This window comes from Pseudomonas sp. JV245A, from assembly GCF_032424515.1.
GTDB lineage: Bacteria > Pseudomonadota > Gammaproteobacteria > Pseudomonadales > Pseudomonadaceae > Aquipseudomonas > Aquipseudomonas protegens.
Genome location: NZ_VYKE01000034.1, coordinates 17,686 through 33,668, shown reverse-complemented (window position 1 = coordinate 33,668; position 15,983 = coordinate 17,686). Strand labels below are relative to the sequence as shown.

The window sequence follows — 15,983 nt, the reverse complement described above, 5'->3', positions numbered from 1 at the left end:
ATAACCCCATGAGTGGCGCTCGGTCGCGTCGCTCGCTGGCAAAGGTTGAATAAGATGCGGAGCAAGGTGACAGGTGCGCAGCGCTGGGTCGTTAAGATCGGCAGTGCGCTGCTGACGGCGGACGGCAAGGGGCTGGATCGCACGGCAATGGGTGTGTGGGTGGAGCAGATGGTGGCCTTGCATGAGGCTGGCGTCGAGCTGGTACTGGTTTCCTCCGGTGCTGTAGCGGCCGGCATGAGTCGCCTGGGCTGGACCGCACGACCGAGTGCGATGCATGAGTTGCAGGCCGCTGCGGCCATCGGCCAGATGGGGCTGGTGCAGGCCTGGGAGTCGAGCTTTGCCGAGCATGGCCGGCATACTGCACAGATTCTCCTGACCCATGACGACCTCTCCGATCGCAAGCGCTACCTCAATGCTCGCAGTACCTTGCGTGCCCTGGTGGAGCTCAAAGTGATCCCGGTGATCAACGAGAACGACACCGTGGTGACCGACGAGATCCGCTTTGGCGACAACGATACTCTGGCGGCGCTGGTGGCCAACCTGGTTGAGGCTGATCTGCTGGTGATTCTTACCGACCGTGACGGCATGTTCGATGCCGACCCGCGTAACAATCCTGATGCCCAGCTGATCTATGAGGCGCGGGCCGACGACCCGGCGCTGGATGCGGTGGCTGGTGGTACGGGTGGTGCGCTGGGGCGTGGCGGCATGCAGACCAAGTTGCGTGCGGCGCGGCTGGCTGCGCGTTCCGGGGCGCATACGATCATCGTTGGTGGGCGTCTGGAGCGCGTGCTGGACCGCCTCAAGGCTGGCGAGCGCATCGGCACCTTGCTGTCGCCGGAGCGCGGCATGCTGGCGGCGCGCAAGCAGTGGCTGGCCGGGCATCTGCAGACCCGCGGCACCCTGGTGCTGGATGAGGGGGCGGTGTCGGCTCTGTCCCAGGGTAACAAGAGCCTGTTGCCGGTGGGGGTCAAGCAGGTCCAGGGTGGTTTCCGGCGTGGTGAGATGGTGGTGTGCGTAGCGCCGGATGGTCGTGAGATTGCTCGTGGCCTGGCCAACTACAGTGCGCTTGAGGCGCAGAAGATCATTGGTCAGCCGTCCGACGCTATTGTCGGTGTCCTGGGGTATATGGCGGAGCCTGAATTGGTACACCGCGATAACCTGATTCTGGTGTAAGTGGCGTAAGGAAAAACGTATGCGCGTAGCAAAAGGATTGTTGGGCTTGCTCTTGGCGATGCCGTTCATGGCTTCGGCCGAGGAGATTGGCCAGGTGTCCACGGTGTTCAAGTTTGTCGGGCCGAATGATCGGATCGTGGTCGAGGCGTTCGATGATCCCAAGGTCGATGGGGTGACGTGCTATCTGTCGCGAGCCAAGACGGGTGGGCTCAAGGGTGGCCTGGGCCTGGCGGAAGATCGTGCGGAGGCCTCCATTGCCTGTCGTCAGGTGGGGCCTATTGCGTTCAAGGGTGAGCTCAAGGATGGCGACGAGGTATTCAAGGAGCGCACCTCGCTGGTATTCAAGACCATGCAGGTGGTGCGTTTCCTGGATAAGAAGCGCAATACCCTGGTGTACCTGGTCTACAGCGATCGCCTGATCGAGGGTAGTCCGCAGAATGCGGTGACGGCTATCCCGATCCTGCCCTGGCCGCACCCGTAACGGAGTTTCTCCTGGCATGCTGGCCCTCTGTTGGGGGCGGGGCTGGTTTGCCGGGTGGGTAAAACGCGGGCAATAAAAAACCGACCCTTGGGTCGGTTTTTTAACAAGCGTGTCGCTTAGGCTGCAGCAGCAAGGTTCAGAGCCTTGATGTGGCCATTCAGACGACCTTTATGGCGAGCAGCCTTGTTCTTGTGGATGATGCCTTTATCGGCCATGCGGTCGATAACTGGCACAGCCAGAACATAAGCAGCTTGCGCTTTTTCAGCGTCTTTTGCGTCGATGGCTTTAACTACATTCTTGATGTAGGTACGAACCATGGAACGCAGGCTGGCGTTGTGGCTGCGACGCTTCTCAGCCTGTTTTGCACGTTTTTTGGCGGAAGGTGAGTTGGCCACCGTCGAGCTCCTCGAAAGACTTTTTGGGAAATAGCAAACAAAATAGGCCGCGAATCATGCCGATGAGTTGAAGTCTTGTCAAGGGCGGGTGATGCGTTCCGCTGAGTGGTCGATCTGAAGAGGCGGGATATTTATTTCCGGCGCTTGACCTGTAAACTCGCGAGCTTTGGCTCTGTGCTGTTGCGGCGCGGAGTATCGCATAAGTGGGTGTCTTTTCGCCTGCTGTTTATCTACAAGGCGCAAAACCTTTTCATGAACCTGCTCAAGTCGTTGGCCGCCGTCAGCTCTATCACGATGCTTTCCCGGATACTGGGGTTTGTGCGTGACACCATCATCGCGCGCACTTTCGGTGCCGGGATGGCCACCGATGCCTTCTTCATTGCCTTCAAGCTGCCCAACCTGCTGCGGCGCATCTTTGCCGAAGGAGCGTTCTCCCAGGCGTTCGTGCCGATCCTGGCGGAATACAAGAGCCAGCAGGGGGAAGAGGCGACCCGTACGTTCATTGCCTATGTCTCGGGTCTGCTGACCCTGGTCCTGGCGCTGGTGACGGCTTTGGGCATCATCGCCGCGCCCTGGGTGATCTGGGCCACGGCACCGGGGTTCGTCGACTCTCCGGAAAAGTTCGCCCTGACCTCTGACCTGTTGCGGGTGACCTTTCCTTATATATTGCTGATCTCGCTGTCGTCTCTGGCCGGGGCAATCCTCAATACCTGGAATCGTTTCTCGGTGCCGGCCTTCGTGCCGACCCTGCTCAACGTCAGCATGATCATTTTTGCGGTGTTTCTCACGCCGTACTTCGATCCGCCAGTGATGGCTCTGGGCTGGGCGGTGCTGGCTGGTGGCCTGGCGCAGTTGCTGTATCAGCTGCCGTACCTGAAGAAGATCGGCATGCTGGTGCTGCCACGCCTGAACCTGCGGGATACCGGGGTCTGGCGGGTGATGAAGCAGATGCTGCCGGCGATTCTCGGGGTTTCGGTGAGCCAGATCTCGTTGATCATCAACACCATCTTCGCCTCTTTCCTGGTAGCCGGTTCGGTGTCGTGGATGTATTACGCCGACCGCCTGATGGAGCTGCCGTCCGGTGTGCTGGGGGTGGCGCTGGGCACCATTCTTCTGCCGACCCTGGCCAAGACCTACGCCAGCAAGGACCGCCACGAGTATTCGCGGATTCTCGATTGGGGCCTGCGCCTGTGTTTCATCCTGGTGCTGCCGTGCTCCCTGGCCCTGGGTATCCTCGCCGAGCCGCTGACCGTGTCACTGTTCCAATACGGTGAGTTCAGTGCCTTCGATGCGTCCATGACCCAGCGTGCGCTGGTGGCTTATGCCGTGGGTTTGCTGGGGATCATCGTGATCAAGGTGCTGGCGCCGGGCTTCTATGCGCAGCAGAACATTCGTACACCGGTGAAAATCGCCATCTTTACGCTGATCGTCACCCAACTGCTGAACCTGGCCTTTATCGGCCCCCTGAAACACGCGGGCCTGGCCCTGGCCATCAGCGCCGGGGCCTGTATCAACGCCGGACTGCTTTTCTACCAGTTGCGCAAGCAACAGATGTTCCAGCCGCTGCCAGGGTGGGGGCGGTTCACCTTGAAGTTGCTGTTGGCGGTAGCGGTCATGTCCGCGGTATTGCTGGGCCTGATGCATTTCATGCCGGCCTGGGATCAAGGCCATATGCTCCAGCGGTTCCTGCGCCTGGGCGTGCTGGTGGTGGCTGGGGTGGTGGCATATTTCGGCATGCTGGCGCTGCTGGGCTTCCGTTTGCGCGACTTCAATCGCAAGGCCTTGAACTGACGGCTGTTTAGTCGCCAGGGCAGGGCAGGCATCGGTTTTGTCGGATCAACCACATTGGGTGCGGTGCTGCCTGTCGTCGGCCGCCGGGTGTGGTTATAATCGACCACTTTATGAGCAAGAAGCGCGTTATGCAGCTGGTTCGAGGCCTCCACAATCTGCGCCCCCAGCATCGGGGCTGCGTCGCCACTATTGGCAACTTTGACGGTGTTCACCGTGGTCACCAGGCTATCCTGGGCCGGCTGCGCGAACGTGCGCTCGAGTTGGGCGTGCCCAGCTGCGTGGTGATTTTCGAGCCCCAGCCGCGGGAATTCTTTGCCCCCGAGACGGCTCCGGCGCGTCTGGCCCGCCTGCGGGACAAGCTGCAGTTGCTGGCTGACGCCGGTGTCGACCGGGTGCTGTGCCTGGCCTTCAACCAGCGCCTGAGCAAACTCAGCGCCAGCGAGTTCGTCGAGCGAATCCTGGTGGATGGCCTGGGTGTACAGCACCTGGAAGTGGGTGATGACTTCCGCTTCGGTTGCGACCGGGTCGGTGATTTTGACTTCCTGCAGCAGGCCGGAGCCACCCACGGCTTTACCGTCGAGGCGGCGCAGACCGTCGAGCTCGACGGCCTGCGGGTGAGTAGTACCCAGGTCCGCAATGCCCTGGCCGCCGCCGATTTCGATCTGGCCGAGCGCCTGCTGGGTCGCCCGTACCGCATTGCCGGGCGGGTGTTGCACGGCCAGAAACTGGCGCGCCAGTTGGGTACGCCCACTGCCAATGTGCAGTTGAAACGCCGTCGCGTGCCGCTTTCCGGGGTGTACCTGGTGAGTGTCGATCTCGATGGCAAGACCTGGCCCGGCGTCGCCAATATCGGCGTGCGGCCCACGGTCGCAGGTGATGGCAAGGCCCACCTGGAAGTACATCTTTTAGATTTTGCCGGCGATCTGTATGACCGGCGTTTGACGGTGGTTTTCCACCACAAGCTGCGTGAAGAGCAGCGTTTCGCCTCCCTGGAGGCGTTGAAGACGGCGATCAATGCGGATGTTGCCGCCGCCCGTGCCCAAGTGGCACGTATCCATAGCGCCAATCGCTAATGAAGAGCCTTAAATGACCGACTATAAAGCCACGTTAAACCTTCCGGACACCGCCTTCCCAATGAAGGCCGGCCTGCCTCAGCGCGAACCACAGATTCTGCAGCGTTGGGACAGCATTGGCCTGTACGGAAAGTTGCGCGAGATTGGCAAGGATCGTCCCAAGTTCGTACTGCACGACGGTCCTCCCTATGCCAACGGCTCGATTCACATCGGTCATGCGGTCAACAAGATTCTCAAGGACATGATCATCCGCTCGAAAACCCTGGCGGGTTTTGACGCGCCTTACGTTCCTGGCTGGGACTGCCACGGTCTGCCGATCGAGCACAAGGTCGAGGTGACCCACGGCAAGAACCTGTCCTCGGACCAGACCCGCGAGCTGTGCCGCGCCTACGCTTCCGAGCAGATCGAAGGGCAGAAGGCCGAGTTCATCCGCCTGGGTGTGCTGGGCGACTGGGCCAATCCCTACAAGACCATGAACTTCGCCAACGAGGCCGGCGAAATCCGTGCCCTGGCGGAAATGGTCAAGGGCGGCTTCGTGTTCAAGGGCCTGAAGCCGGTGAACTGGTGCTTCGACTGCGGCTCGGCCCTGGCTGAAGCAGAAGTCGAGTATCAGGACAAGAAGTCCGCGACCATCGACGTGGCCTTCCCGGTCGCCGACGAAGCCAAGCTGGCCGGCGCCTTCGGCCTGGCCAAGCTGGCCAAGCCTGCTGCCATCGTGATCTGGACCACCACCCCCTGGACCATCCCGGCCAACCAGGCGCTGAACGTACACCCTGAGTTCAACTATGCCCTGGTCGACACCGGCGAACGCCTGCTGGTGCTGGCCGAAGAGCTGGTGGAATCCTGCCTGGCCCGCTACAACCTGGAAGGCTCGGTGATTGCCACGGCTCCAGGTTCGGCCCTGGAACTGATCAATTTCCGTCATCCGTTCTACGATCGTCTGTCGCCGGTGTATCTGGCCGAATACGTGGAGCTGGGTGCTGGCACTGGCGTGGTTCACTCGGCCCCGGCCTATGGTGAAGACGACTTCGTGACCTGCAAGCGTTATGGCATGGTCAACGACGACATCCTCAACCCGGTGCAGAGCAACGGTGTCTACGCGACATCGCTGGAGTTCTTCGGCGGCCAGTTCATCTGGAAGGCCAATCCGGCCATTGTCGACAAGCTGAGCGAAGTCGGTGCGTTGCTGCACACCGAAACCATCAGCCACAGCTACATGCACTGCTGGCGCCACAAGACCCCGCTGATCTATCGCGCCACCGCGCAGTGGTTCGTTGGCATGGACAAGCAGCCGGAAGCCGGCGACACCCTGCGCCAACGCGCCCTGCAAGCCATCGAAGACACCCAGTTCGTACCGGCCTGGGGCCAGGCACGCCTGCACTCGATGATCGCCAACCGCCCGGACTGGTGCATCTCCCGCCAGCGCAACTGGGGTGTGCCGATCCCGTTCTTCCTGAACAAGGAAAGCGGCGACCTGCACCCACGCACTGTCGAGCTGATGGAAGAAGTGGCCCAGCGCGTCGAGCAGGAAGGCATCGAGGCCTGGTTCAAGATGGACGCCGCTGAGCTGCTGGGCGACGAAGCCGCCCAGTACGACAAGATCAGCGACACCCTGGACGTCTGGTTCGACTCCGGCACCACTCACTGGCACGTGCTGCGCGGTTCGCACCCCATGGGCCACGAAAGCGGTCCGCGGGCCGACCTGTACCTGGAGGGCTCCGACCAGCACCGTGGCTGGTTCCACTCGTCCCTGCTCACCGGTTGCGCCATCGACAACCACGCGCCGTACCGCGAACTGTTGACCCACGGCTTCACCGTGGACGAGAACGGCCGCAAGATGTCCAAGTCCCTGGGCAACGTGATCGCGCCACAGAAGGTCAACGACACCCTGGGTGCCGACATCATGCGCCTGTGGGTCTCGGCCACCGACTACTCCGGCGAGATGGCGGTTTCCGATCAGATCCTGCAGCGCAGCGCCGACGCCTACCGGCGGATCCGCAACACTGCGCGTTTCCTGCTTTCCAACCTGAGCGGCTTCAACCCGGCCACCGACCTGCTGCCGGCCGAAGACATGCTGGCCCTGGACCGTTGGGCCGTGGACCGTACCTTGTTGCTGCAGCGCGAGCTGGAGCTGCACTACGGCGAATACCGCTTCTGGAACGTCTACTCCAAGGTGCACAACTTCTGCGTGCAGGAGTTGGGCGGCTTCTACCTCGACATCATCAAGGACCGCCAGTACACCACCGGCGCCAACAGCAAGGCGCGCCGCTCGGCGCAGACCGCGCTGTACCACATCTCCGAAGCGCTGGTGCGCTGGATCGCACCGATCCTGGCCTTCACCGCCGATGAGCTGTGGGAATACCTGCCGGGCGAGCGTAACGAATCCGTGATGCTCAACACCTGGTACGAAGGCCTGACCGAATTGCCCGCGGACTTCGAACTGGGCCGCGAGTACTGGGAAGGCGTGATGGCCGTCAAGGTTGCGGTGAACAAGGAGCTGGAAGTTCAGCGCGCGGCCAAGGCCGTCGGTGGCAACCTGCAAGCCGAAGTCACCCTGTTTGCCGAGGATGGCCTGGCCGCTGACCTGGCCAAGCTGAGCAACGAACTGCGTTTCGTGCTGATCACCTCGACCGCCAGCCTGGCCCCGTTTGCCCAGGCACCAGCGGACGCCGTGGCCACCGAAGTACCGGGCCTCAAGCTCAAAGTCGTCAAGTCGGCCTTCCCCAAGTGCGCCCGTTGCTGGCACTGCCGTGAAGACGTCGGTGTGCACCCTGAGCACCCGGAAATCTGCGGTCGTTGTGTAGACAACATCAGCGGAGCAGGCGAGGTCCGTCACTATGCCTAACGCCGCAGGCCGTTTCGGCCGTCTGGGCTGGCTGTGGTTGAGCGTGCTGGTCCTGGTCATCGACCAGGTCAGCAAGCTGCACTTCGAAAGTTCGCTGAGCATGTACCAGCAGATTGTGGTGATCCCGGATTACTTCAGTTGGACCCTGGCCTACAACACCGGCGCCGCCTTCAGCTTCCTCGCTGACGGCTCCGGCTGGCAGCGCTGGCTGTTCGCCCTGATCGCGATTGCGGTCAGTGCGGTGCTGGTGGTCTGGCTCAAGCGTCTGGGGCGCAATGAAACCTGGCTGGCCATCGCTCTGGCGCTGGTGCTGGGCGGGGCCCTGGGTAACCTGTACGACCGCATCGCACTGGGCCATGTGATCGATTTCATCCTGGTGCACTGGCAGAACCGCTGGTACTTCCCGGCATTCAACTTCGCCGACAGTGCCATTACCGTTGGCGCGGTGATGCTGGCCCTGGATATGTTCAAGAGCAAGAAAACCGGAGAAGCCGTTCATGACTGAACAGGTATTGACTGAGCAACGCATCGGTCAGAACACGGAAGTCACTTTGCATTTCGCATTGCGCCTGGAGAACGGCGACACCGTAGACAGCACGTTCGACAAGGCCCCGGCGACCTTCAAGGTCGGCGATGGCAACCTGCTGCCAGGGTTCGAGGCGGCGCTGTTCGGCTTCAAGGCCGGCGACAAGCGCAACCTGACCATCGAACCGGAAAACGCCTTCGGCCAGCCCAACCCGCAGAACGTGCAGGTCATCCCGCGTTCGCAGTTCCAGGACATGGAGCTTTCGGAAGGCTTGCTGGTGATCTTCAACGATGCGGCGAACACCGAGTTGCCAGGTGTGGTCAAAACTTTCGATGACGCGCAGGTGACCATCGATTTCAACCACCCGCTGGCCGGCAAGACCTTGACCTTCGACGTTGAAATCATCGACGTCAAAGCGCTTTAAAAGCATCGCCGGCATGCCGTCTTCTATTATCCAGGAGCCGGCTGCAGGCGATCCGCTGTCTACAACGATCTAACTTCTTGCGCGCAAGACACGAGGCACAGCATGCAAATCAAACTCGCCAACCCCCGTGGCTTCTGCGCCGGCGTGGACCGGGCGATCGAAATCGTCAATCGCGCCCTGGAAGTCTTCGGGCCGCCGATCTACGTCCGGCATGAAGTGGTGCACAACAAATTTGTCGTCGAAGACCTGCGCAATCGTGGAGCGATCTTCGTCGAAGAGCTGGACCAGGTGCCGGATGATGTCATCGTCATCTTCAGCGCCCACGGTGTTTCCCAGGCGGTGCGCAGCGAGGCTGCAGGTCGTGGCCTCAAAGTGTTCGACGCCACCTGCCCGCTGGTGACCAAGGTGCATATCGAAGTGGCGCGCTACAGCCGCGACGGCCGTGAATGCATCCTGATCGGCCACGCCGGCCATCCCGAGGTCGAAGGCACCATGGGCCAGTACGACGCCAGCAATGGCGGCGCCATCTACCTGGTGGAAGACGAAAAGGATGTGGCCGAATTGCAGGTGCGCAACCCCGAGCGCCTGGCATTCGTGACCCAGACCACCTTGTCCATGGATGACACCAGCCGGGTGATCGATGCCCTGCGTACACGTTTCCCGGCCATCGGCGGGCCGCGCAAGGATGACATCTGCTACGCCACGCAGAACCGTCAGGACGCGGTCAAGCAACTGGCCGACGAATGCGACGTGGTGCTGGTGGTCGGCAGCCCCAACAGCTCCAACTCCAACCGCCTGCGCGAGCTGGCCGAACGCATGGCCACCCCGGCCTACCTGATCGACGGTGCCGAAGACCTGCAGCGCAGCTGGTTCGATGGTGTGGAGCGCATCGGCATTACCGCCGGCGCCTCGGCCCCGGAAGTGCTGGTGCGTGGCGTGATCCAGCAACTGCAGGCCTGGGGTGCCACCGGCGCCGATGAGCTGGCCGGCCGCGAAGAAAATATCACCTTCTCCATGCCCAAAGAGCTGCGGGTTCGCTCGCTGCTCTGATCAGCCGACGCCTGCACACAAGGCCTGCTCGGCGTTTTCGCTGCGCAGGCTGACCCTCCCGCTACGTGACAGCACCACTTGATGGCGGCTGTACTCCTGGCCTGCCTGGCAGACATGGAGTGTTCCGGCCTGGAAGGCGCCACTGGGCAGCAGCGGATGGCCCAGGGCACTGAAGCGCACGAAGTGCTGCACCGGGCGATTGCCCACGATCAATACCTGCCCACTGCCTTGGCGCTCGATCAGTTGCGGGTTGCGTGCGTCCTGGGCGCCCTTGCCGCTGATATCCAGGATGATCCTCCAGCCCCGGCTCCAGTCGTCTTCCAGCCCATGGATCAGGACCGTGCGCTGGTGCAGGATCGCTGCCGCCCGGGCGTTGCGCAGGCCACTGGCGAGCATCTGCGCGGCGTCCTGCTGGCGATTGGAGCGCAGCAGCTCACTCATGGCGCTACCGGAAAGCGGCAGCAGCAGGGCCAGCAGAACCAGTGTGGTCAGCAGTTCAATCAGGCTGAAGCCTTTCTCATGCATGGGGTCTCCCTCCCTGGGGACGACGGTTTCACGCAATCCGTGCGTGTTCATTGAGCAAATGGCCAAAGCGCCGGTCTATGGAGGGTCCGGGCGCTTGCCTGTTATAGCCGATGACACTTCCAAGGCCGGCCATGAATTTGCATACAAAGGGTTTCACCTTGCTGGAATTGCTCGTCGCCCTGGCGATCGCGGCCCTTCTTCTGGGCCTGGTGGTGCCAGCCTATCGCACCACCGTGCAGCGAGTGCGTGCCGACACCGAGATCAATCAACTACGCCAGGCCCTGGCTTACGCACGGTTGGAAGCGATCAATCGCCGCCAGAGGGTCGGGATTCGCCCGGCTGCCAAGGACGCTCCCTGGAACGGCGAATTGATGGTGTATGCGGGGCAGGACCCCGGAGGCAATGTATTGCGGGTTGTTCCAGCCATCAGTCCGGGCGCCACCCTGACGCTAACCTCAGATGACCACAGCATCGATTTCAATCGCCTCGGCGGCTTGGCGGCCAGTGATGCGCTGCACATCGTCTATGGACTGGACCAGCAGCGGCGGGTGATCAGTGTCTGTCTCAATGGGCGGGTGATAGCAGCGGAGAACTGCGGATGAACGTGCGGGATGCACAGGATGGCATGACCCTGATCGAGGTGCTGGTGGCGCTGTTGATACTGGCGGTGGGCCTGCTGGGTGCGGCGGCGGTGCAGATCAAGGCGCTGCAGTACACCGACAGCTCGCGGATGACCACCCAGGCCAGCTTTATCGCCTATGACATGCTCGACCGGATCCGCGCCAACGCCGCCGCCGACTACAGCGTGGCGATGCCGGCCGAGGGCAACCCGGGCAATGTGCGGGATCAGGACCTGTACGACTTCGCCGCCAATATCGCGAGCTTCGCCGGCCCCAGCGGCAAGGGCAGCATCAGCGTCAAGCAGCATGTCTACACCATTCGCATCACCTGGGACGACTCCCGTGCCGAAGGCCGGGGGGGCAGCCTGCGTAGCCTGGAGCTCAGCAGCCGGGTTGCAGCGCAACCGGGAGGCTTGCCGTGAACCGGGCCGATAGTGGCTTCGGCCTGGTGGAGATGATGCTGGCACTGGCGTTGAGCCTGGTGCTGGTACTGGGGGTGGCCCAGGTATTCATTGCGGCGAAGAACACCTACCAGAGTCAGAGCGCTGCCGCCTACCTGCAGGAGGATGCTCGCTTTGTCCTGAGCAAGATGCTTCAGGAAATCCGCATGGTGGGGCTGTTCGGTTGCCTGCGGACCATCAGTGATGCCAGCACGGCACGGGAGTTCTCGCACTATGCGGCGACGCCGATCCAATGGGACAACGCCGAGCAGAAACTGACCCTGATCACCGCCGATGTCGGGGACGATGGCGGTACGCCGACCTGGAGCGTGGTCAGCGACTGCCAGCACAGCGCCGTAGCCTATTCAGGCGCTCATCGAGGGGCCGGCGCTGAGCAGGTGTTCGCCCTGCGCCGGCTGTTCTACAGCCTGAAGAATCGCCAGTTGCTGCTGGGCAGCGGCCTTGGCAAGCAGCAAGCGGTGCTGCTGGACAACGTCGAAGCCTTTGATGTGAGTTTCGGCATGGCCCGTTCGGCCACCGACATTGCCGCCTCCAGCTACAGTCGCAACCCGTTGGACCCGGAACGGATCCGCAGTGTGCGCTTGCGCCTGACCCTGGTCGACCCCCATGACCGCGTGCGCCCGCAGACCTATAGCGTGGTCGCGGCCCTGCGCAACAGGTTGCCCTGATGACGCGCTTGCGAGGTCGGGTACCTCTCGGGCAGCGGGGCATGGCGTTGCTGGTCAGCCTGGTGTTCCTGTTGCTGCTGACCCTGATCGGGCTCTCGTCGCTGCAGAGCGCCACCCTGCAGGAAAAAATGGCCGCCAGCCTGGCTCTGCACAACCGCGCATTCCAGGCCGCCGAAGCCGCGCTGCGGGTGGGGGAGAGTGCGGTGCAGCAGGATGATTTTCGCTTGCCGGTATGTGCCAGCCCTGCTCAGTGTGCGCCTCCCGCCGAATCAGCGCTGGTCAAGGCTCCTGGAGTCAATGCTGCTTCGGCGGTGCTGTGGATCGCTAGCGGCTCTGGCTTCTACGGGGTGCAGAACCTCGGTGTTTCACAGGATGCGGTGAATGTGCCGAGCAATACTCCAGCCACCTTGTATCGCGTGACCGCTGTCGGTCTGGCCGGGCAATCGCGCAGTGTGCTGGAGAGCATCTATGCCAAGTATTGATCGGGGTATGCGTCGGCCCGGCTGGCGAAGCCTGGGCGCGCTGCTGCTGAGCCTGTTGCCGGTGCCTCTAGCCATGGCGTTCAACCCTGCCAGCACCCCGCTTCTTGGTGCCGCGGCGGTGGCGCCGAACGTGATGCTGGTGCTGGATGACTCCCTGGGCATGAACAGCATTGTCCATGCCCGGGAGTTCGATCCGCTGCTCGCCCGGGCTGCGGTCTGGCGCTGTGCCGGAGTGGGGGGCGAGTGTGCTCGGGGTGAGCGGCTTGCAGGCCAGGTGATTGCCTTGTCCAGCCTTGGCGAGTCGGGGTGCCGAGCAGGCTTTCACAGCTTCCATGATCCCGAGCGTGGGGTGCGCTGCCTGAAGCTGCCGGACCCGGTTGGGGCGGGAAATACGCTGTACTCCGCGGACTACCTGTCCTGGCTACTGGCGCAGGCCAAGGGACGGGAGCGAGACTTCACTGACGGTTCCATTCCCAACGACTACCGGATGAATGTGGCTCGGCGGCTGGCCACGGCCCTGGTTACCCGGTATCGCTGGCTGCGCCTGGGGTTGGCCACCTTCAACCCGCCGGCCCCGGGTGATCCGGGCCCTGGGGGTTACATTGCCCGTCCCATCAGTGACCTGTCGGCCATTGAAGGCGCTGTGAGCCCGGCCCAGGCCGAGGCCAATTACCAGGCCCTGCTGGCGACAATCAACGGCCTCAAGGCCGGCGGTCATACGCCGTTGGCGGAAACCTACTACGAGATCACCCGCTATCTGCGCGGCATGGTGCCGTACTACAACCTTTCACCGGCGCTCTACAGCAGCCCCATTCAATACCGTTGCCAGAAGAACTACGGGGTGGTGATCAGTGCCGGTGCGGCGGATCACGATACTCAGTTCCCGCTCAACGACCCTTTGGGGGCGGGGCGCCTGCCCAACTGGGACGGGATCGGCAACGATGGTGGCGAGCGCGATGGGCAGACCCTGTTCCTCGATGACCTGGCCAAGTTCGCCTTCGATATCGACTTGCGTGGCCCAGGAGTGGATGAGGCCGGTAAAAGCTGGGCGGCGGTGGATTTCCCCCGTCAGTACCTGAATACCTTCACGGTGGGTTTCCAGGCCCACAATCCTCTGCTGATGGGTGCTGCGGACTACGGCCAGGGTGAGTATTTCCAGGCCCGCAGCAACCTTGAAGGCGTGCTGGCAGGCGTTCTGGGCGAAGGCGTAGCCAGTGCCGTGACTGCCGGCAGTGGTGTACTGGATGCCGCCAGTGGTCGTTATTACCAGAGCCAGTACGACCCGGTCGATTGGCATGGCACGATCCGCGCCTACGGCATCGACAATCAGGGCCGAGTGGCTGTCGGTTCGCCGTTGTGGAGCAGCGATAGTGGCGTGGATGGTGCCGGCGCGGCGGTAATCCATGAGACCTGGAACACTGCCAGCCGGCGTCCGGTGAGCCTGGCCTACGGCAACTTGTCCACCGCTCAGCGTGGCGAACTTGAGCAGTCGTTGCCTGCAGGTGTCAGTGGCGCCGAGCTATTGGACTGGAGCCAGGGCCGCTCCGTGAGCGGGCTCAGGGAGCGCCGCTATCAGTTGGGAGATATCGTCAATTCGCCGCTGGTGCTGGCAACTGCCGGGCAGCGCAGTGCTGTCGATGGGGCTGCCGGGGGCGACTACAGCCGCTACCTGGCACAGAAAGCCACGGCCATGGCGACGCGCTTGTTGGTGAACAGCAATGACGGGTTGTTCAATGTGCTGGACCCGGCCAGCGGTGAGCGCCTCTATGGCTACATGCCCTCCAGCGCGTTGGGCGCCCTGGCGCAGGTCGCCGATCCCGGTTATCGGCGGGGCGAGCGCCATCGCTATCTGGTGGATGGTCCCCTGGCGGTGTTCGATGGGCAGCGGGGCGGTGCCTGGCAAACCCTGGCCCTGGGGGGCGTCGGGGCGGGCGGCAAGAGTTTCTTTGCGGTGCGTCTGTTCGACGCCGTGCACGGCAATACGCCTGGCGCCTTGTGGGAAATCGGCGCTCCTCCCGAGCCGGACCGCAATCATCCTTTCAATGACCTGGGGTATGCCTATGCCCGCCCACAGGTAGCGCGCTTGGCCGATGGTCGCTGGGCGGCCTTCATCGGCAATGGCTACGGCAGCCATTCCGGGGTGGCAGCGCTGTATGTGGTGGACCTGAATGATGGCTCGCTGATTCGCGAGATCGCCATTGACGACCAGCCTGACAATGGCCTGTCGTCCGTCACCCTCAAGGTCAATGCACGCAATGAAGTGCAGGCGGCCTATGCGGGCGACCTCAAGGGGCGACTGTGGAAATTCGAGCTGTCCGGCAACGATAGCGCCAGCTGGCATCTGGCATTTGCCGGGCAGCCCTTGTTCCGCACCGCGGGAGGCGCCAGCCAGCCGATCAGCGTACCGCCGCGCCTGCTCGATCATCCCCGTGGTGGCCAATTGGTGCTGTTCGGTACGGGCAAGCTCAACGAGACCCGGGACAAGCAAAGCCGGGCGCGCCAGGGATTCTATGGCGTGTGGGACGCCGAGGGCGGTCCTGGGGGCATTGGCGAAAGTCAGTTGCAGGTGCAGCACCTTGAGGCCGGGTTCAGCGCGGCGGCCGGCAGTTTCCTGCGCAGCACCCTCAACGAGGTGCGTTATCCGGCGCAGCGCGGCTGGTACCTGCCCCTGGTACAAGGTGGCCTGGCAGCCGGCGAGCGGGTGCTCAACGAGGCGACCCTGGTGGCCGGCAGGGTGGTGTTCAGCACCCTGCAACTGGAGCCCGACGACCCTTGTTCGAGTGCCGGCAGTGGGAAATTGATCGAGCTGGAGGCGTTCAGCGGTAAGATGCTCGACGCTGCGGTGCTCGACACCAATGGCGACGGGGTCGTGGATGACCAGGACCAGCCCTCCAGCGGCGTGCGCTACGTCGGCACCGTACCCAGCCTCGGCGGAGTTGCCAGCAATGGCGCCCGCAAGATCATCAGTGACTCCAGGGGTGGCATCAGCACCCTGGTGGAAAGGCCCGGCGGTGGTAGCCGGCGCATCCTGTGGCGACAAATCCAGTAAGCGAGATTCTTGACCATGCGCAGATCCAACCAAGGTTTTACCCTGATCGAAATCATGATCGTGATTGCGATCATCGGTCTGGTCCTTACCTTGAGCCTTCCCAGCATCACCGAATACGTGAAAAAACCGCACCGCAGTGAAATCGCGGTACTGCTTACCGAGCAGGCACAGCAGCTTGAACGGCATTTCTCCAAGGCTGGGGTCTACAGCAACGCCCCGGACCTGAGCGCCGGCAATGAGTACTACAGCATTGCCGCAACCCTGACCGACACCGGCTTCTCCCTGACCGCGACCCCGAAGGACGATGGGCTGATGGCGGCGGACAAGTGCGGCAGTTTCAGCATCGACCAGACCGGCGCGACCCGCATCAGTGGCCAGGCCGAAGGGCTGACCGCCAAGGATTGCTGGGGGCGCTGAGCA

At 62.7% G+C, this 15,983-nt stretch carries 16 protein-coding genes; 14 read left to right on the top strand and 2 right to left on the bottom strand.

The window, feature by feature from the left end; translation table 11 throughout:
• The first annotated feature begins 54 nt into the window (after positions 1 to 54).
• Both proB and F6S12_RS12615 read left to right on the top strand, forming a co-directional pair.
• The gene (proB, locus tag F6S12_RS12620) at positions 55 to 1,173 is read left to right on the top strand and encodes a glutamate 5-kinase (RefSeq protein ID WP_077934802.1); all 1,119 of its coding nucleotides are present in this window, start codon (positions 55 to 57) and stop codon (positions 1,171 to 1,173) included.
• A gap of 19 nt (positions 1,174 to 1,192) precedes the next feature.
• A complete protein-coding gene (locus F6S12_RS12615; RefSeq protein WP_011063552.1) occupies positions 1,193 to 1,654 on the top strand; it encodes a CreA family protein in 462 nt (153 codons plus the stop codon).
• A 116-nt stretch (positions 1,655 to 1,770) separates the two neighbouring features.
• Here the strand turns inward: F6S12_RS12615 and rpsT are convergent, their stop codons facing one another.
• Positions 1,771 to 2,049, bottom strand: a complete 279-nt coding sequence (gene rpsT / locus F6S12_RS12610) for a 30S ribosomal protein S20 (protein WP_007924739.1) — start codon at positions 2,047 to 2,049, stop codon at positions 1,771 to 1,773.
• Between the two features lie 252 nt (positions 2,050 to 2,301).
• Between rpsT and murJ the strand changes: the two genes are divergently transcribed.
• The 6 genes from murJ to ispH all read left to right on the top strand — a co-directional run bounded on the left by murJ (position 2,302) and on the right by ispH (position 9,758).
• Positions 2,302 to 3,840, top strand: coding sequence for a murein biosynthesis integral membrane protein MurJ (gene murJ / locus F6S12_RS12605; protein WP_161466725.1), 1,539 nt, complete (start codon positions 2,302 to 2,304; stop codon positions 3,838 to 3,840).
• A 128-nt stretch (positions 3,841 to 3,968) separates the two neighbouring features.
• Positions 3,969 to 4,913, top strand: a complete 945-nt coding sequence (ribF, locus tag F6S12_RS12600) for a bifunctional riboflavin kinase/FAD synthetase (protein ID WP_161466726.1) — start codon at positions 3,969 to 3,971, stop codon at positions 4,911 to 4,913.
• A gap of 13 nt (positions 4,914 to 4,926) precedes the next feature.
• A complete protein-coding gene (gene ileS / locus F6S12_RS12595; protein ID WP_015637091.1) occupies positions 4,927 to 7,758 on the top strand; it encodes an isoleucine--tRNA ligase in 2,832 nt (943 codons plus the stop codon).
• Positions 7,751 to 8,263, top strand: coding sequence for a signal peptidase II (gene lspA, locus F6S12_RS12590; protein ID WP_011063548.1), 513 nt, complete (start codon positions 7,751 to 7,753; stop codon positions 8,261 to 8,263). The genes ileS and lspA overlap by 8 nt, the downstream gene beginning before the upstream one ends.
• Entirely contained in the window at positions 8,256 to 8,708 is a 453-nt protein-coding gene (gene fkpB / locus F6S12_RS12585) for an FKBP-type peptidyl-prolyl cis-trans isomerase (protein WP_011063547.1), read from the top strand. Before lspA ends, fkpB begins: the two co-directional genes overlap by 8 nt.
• A gap of 102 nt (positions 8,709 to 8,810) precedes the next feature.
• The gene (gene ispH, locus F6S12_RS12580) at positions 8,811 to 9,758 is read left to right on the top strand and encodes a 4-hydroxy-3-methylbut-2-enyl diphosphate reductase (RefSeq protein WP_011063546.1); all 948 of its coding nucleotides are present in this window, start codon (positions 8,811 to 8,813) and stop codon (positions 9,756 to 9,758) included.
• Here the strand turns inward: ispH and F6S12_RS12575 are convergent, their stop codons facing one another.
• Positions 9,759 to 10,283 (bottom strand): GspH/FimT family protein, encoded by a 525-nt coding sequence (locus F6S12_RS12575; protein ID WP_041774482.1) that lies wholly within the window; start codon positions 10,281 to 10,283, stop codon positions 9,759 to 9,761.
• Positions 10,284 to 10,414: 131 nt separating this feature from the next.
• Between F6S12_RS12575 and F6S12_RS12570 the strand changes: the two genes are divergently transcribed.
• Genes F6S12_RS12570 through F6S12_RS12545 form a run of 6 tightly spaced genes read left to right on the top strand, consistent with a single transcriptional unit; the run spans position 10,415 to position 15,980 of the window.
• A complete protein-coding gene (locus F6S12_RS12570) occupies positions 10,415 to 10,885 on the top strand; it encodes a GspH/FimT family protein (protein ID WP_011063545.1) in 471 nt (156 codons plus the stop codon).
• Entirely contained in the window at positions 10,882 to 11,325 is a 444-nt protein-coding gene (pilV, locus tag F6S12_RS12565) for a type IV pilus modification protein PilV (RefSeq protein WP_152686453.1), read from the top strand. The genes F6S12_RS12570 and pilV overlap by 4 nt, the downstream gene beginning before the upstream one ends.
• The gene (locus F6S12_RS12560) at positions 11,322 to 12,032 is read left to right on the top strand and encodes a PilW family protein (protein WP_053153961.1); all 711 of its coding nucleotides are present in this window, start codon (positions 11,322 to 11,324) and stop codon (positions 12,030 to 12,032) included. The genes pilV and F6S12_RS12560 overlap by 4 nt, the downstream gene beginning before the upstream one ends.
• Positions 12,032 to 12,514, top strand: a complete 483-nt coding sequence (locus F6S12_RS12555; RefSeq protein WP_237615477.1) for a PilX N-terminal domain-containing pilus assembly protein — start codon at positions 12,032 to 12,034, stop codon at positions 12,512 to 12,514. Before F6S12_RS12560 ends, F6S12_RS12555 begins: the two co-directional genes overlap by 1 nt.
• Positions 12,501 to 15,563, top strand: coding sequence for a pilus assembly protein (locus tag F6S12_RS12550; RefSeq protein ID WP_152686452.1), 3,063 nt, complete (start codon positions 12,501 to 12,503; stop codon positions 15,561 to 15,563). The genes F6S12_RS12555 and F6S12_RS12550 overlap by 14 nt, the downstream gene beginning before the upstream one ends.
• 15 nt (positions 15,564 to 15,578) lie before the next feature.
• Positions 15,579 to 15,980, top strand: a complete 402-nt coding sequence (locus tag F6S12_RS12545; protein WP_015637084.1) for a type IV pilin protein — start codon at positions 15,579 to 15,581, stop codon at positions 15,978 to 15,980.
• Positions 15,981 to 15,983: the final 3 nt, after the last annotated feature.

Bases quoted from the DNA above. Each gene is read 5' to 3' on its own strand.
- F6S12_RS12550 (WP_152686452.1), top strand. From the start codon at position 12,501: ATGCCAAGTATTGATCGGGGTATGCGTCGGCCCGGCTGGCGAAGCCTG.
- ribF (WP_161466726.1), top strand. From the start codon at position 3,969: ATGCAGCTGGTTCGAGGCCTCCACAATCTGCGCCCCCAGCATCGGGGC.
- proB (WP_077934802.1), top strand. From the start codon at position 55: ATGCGGAGCAAGGTGACAGGTGCGCAGCGCTGGGTCGTTAAGATCGGC.
- F6S12_RS12575 (WP_041774482.1), bottom strand. From the start codon at position 10,283: ATGCATGAGAAAGGCTTCAGCCTGATTGAACTGCTGACCACACTGGTT.
- lspA (WP_011063548.1), top strand. From the start codon at position 7,751: ATGCCTAACGCCGCAGGCCGTTTCGGCCGTCTGGGCTGGCTGTGGTTG.
- ispH (WP_011063546.1), top strand. From the start codon at position 8,811: ATGCAAATCAAACTCGCCAACCCCCGTGGCTTCTGCGCCGGCGTGGAC.
- fkpB (WP_011063547.1), top strand. From the start codon at position 8,256: ATGACTGAACAGGTATTGACTGAGCAACGCATCGGTCAGAACACGGAA.
- pilV (WP_152686453.1), top strand. From the start codon at position 10,882: ATGAACGTGCGGGATGCACAGGATGGCATGACCCTGATCGAGGTGCTG.
- F6S12_RS12615 (WP_011063552.1), top strand. From the start codon at position 1,193: ATGCGCGTAGCAAAAGGATTGTTGGGCTTGCTCTTGGCGATGCCGTTC.
- F6S12_RS12555 (WP_237615477.1), top strand. From the start codon at position 12,032: ATGACGCGCTTGCGAGGTCGGGTACCTCTCGGGCAGCGGGGCATGGCG.
- F6S12_RS12570 (WP_011063545.1), top strand. From the start codon at position 10,415: ATGAATTTGCATACAAAGGGTTTCACCTTGCTGGAATTGCTCGTCGCC.
- F6S12_RS12545 (WP_015637084.1), top strand. From the start codon at position 15,579: ATGCGCAGATCCAACCAAGGTTTTACCCTGATCGAAATCATGATCGTG.
- murJ (WP_161466725.1), top strand. From the start codon at position 2,302: ATGAACCTGCTCAAGTCGTTGGCCGCCGTCAGCTCTATCACGATGCTT.
- ileS (WP_015637091.1), top strand. From the start codon at position 4,927: ATGACCGACTATAAAGCCACGTTAAACCTTCCGGACACCGCCTTCCCA.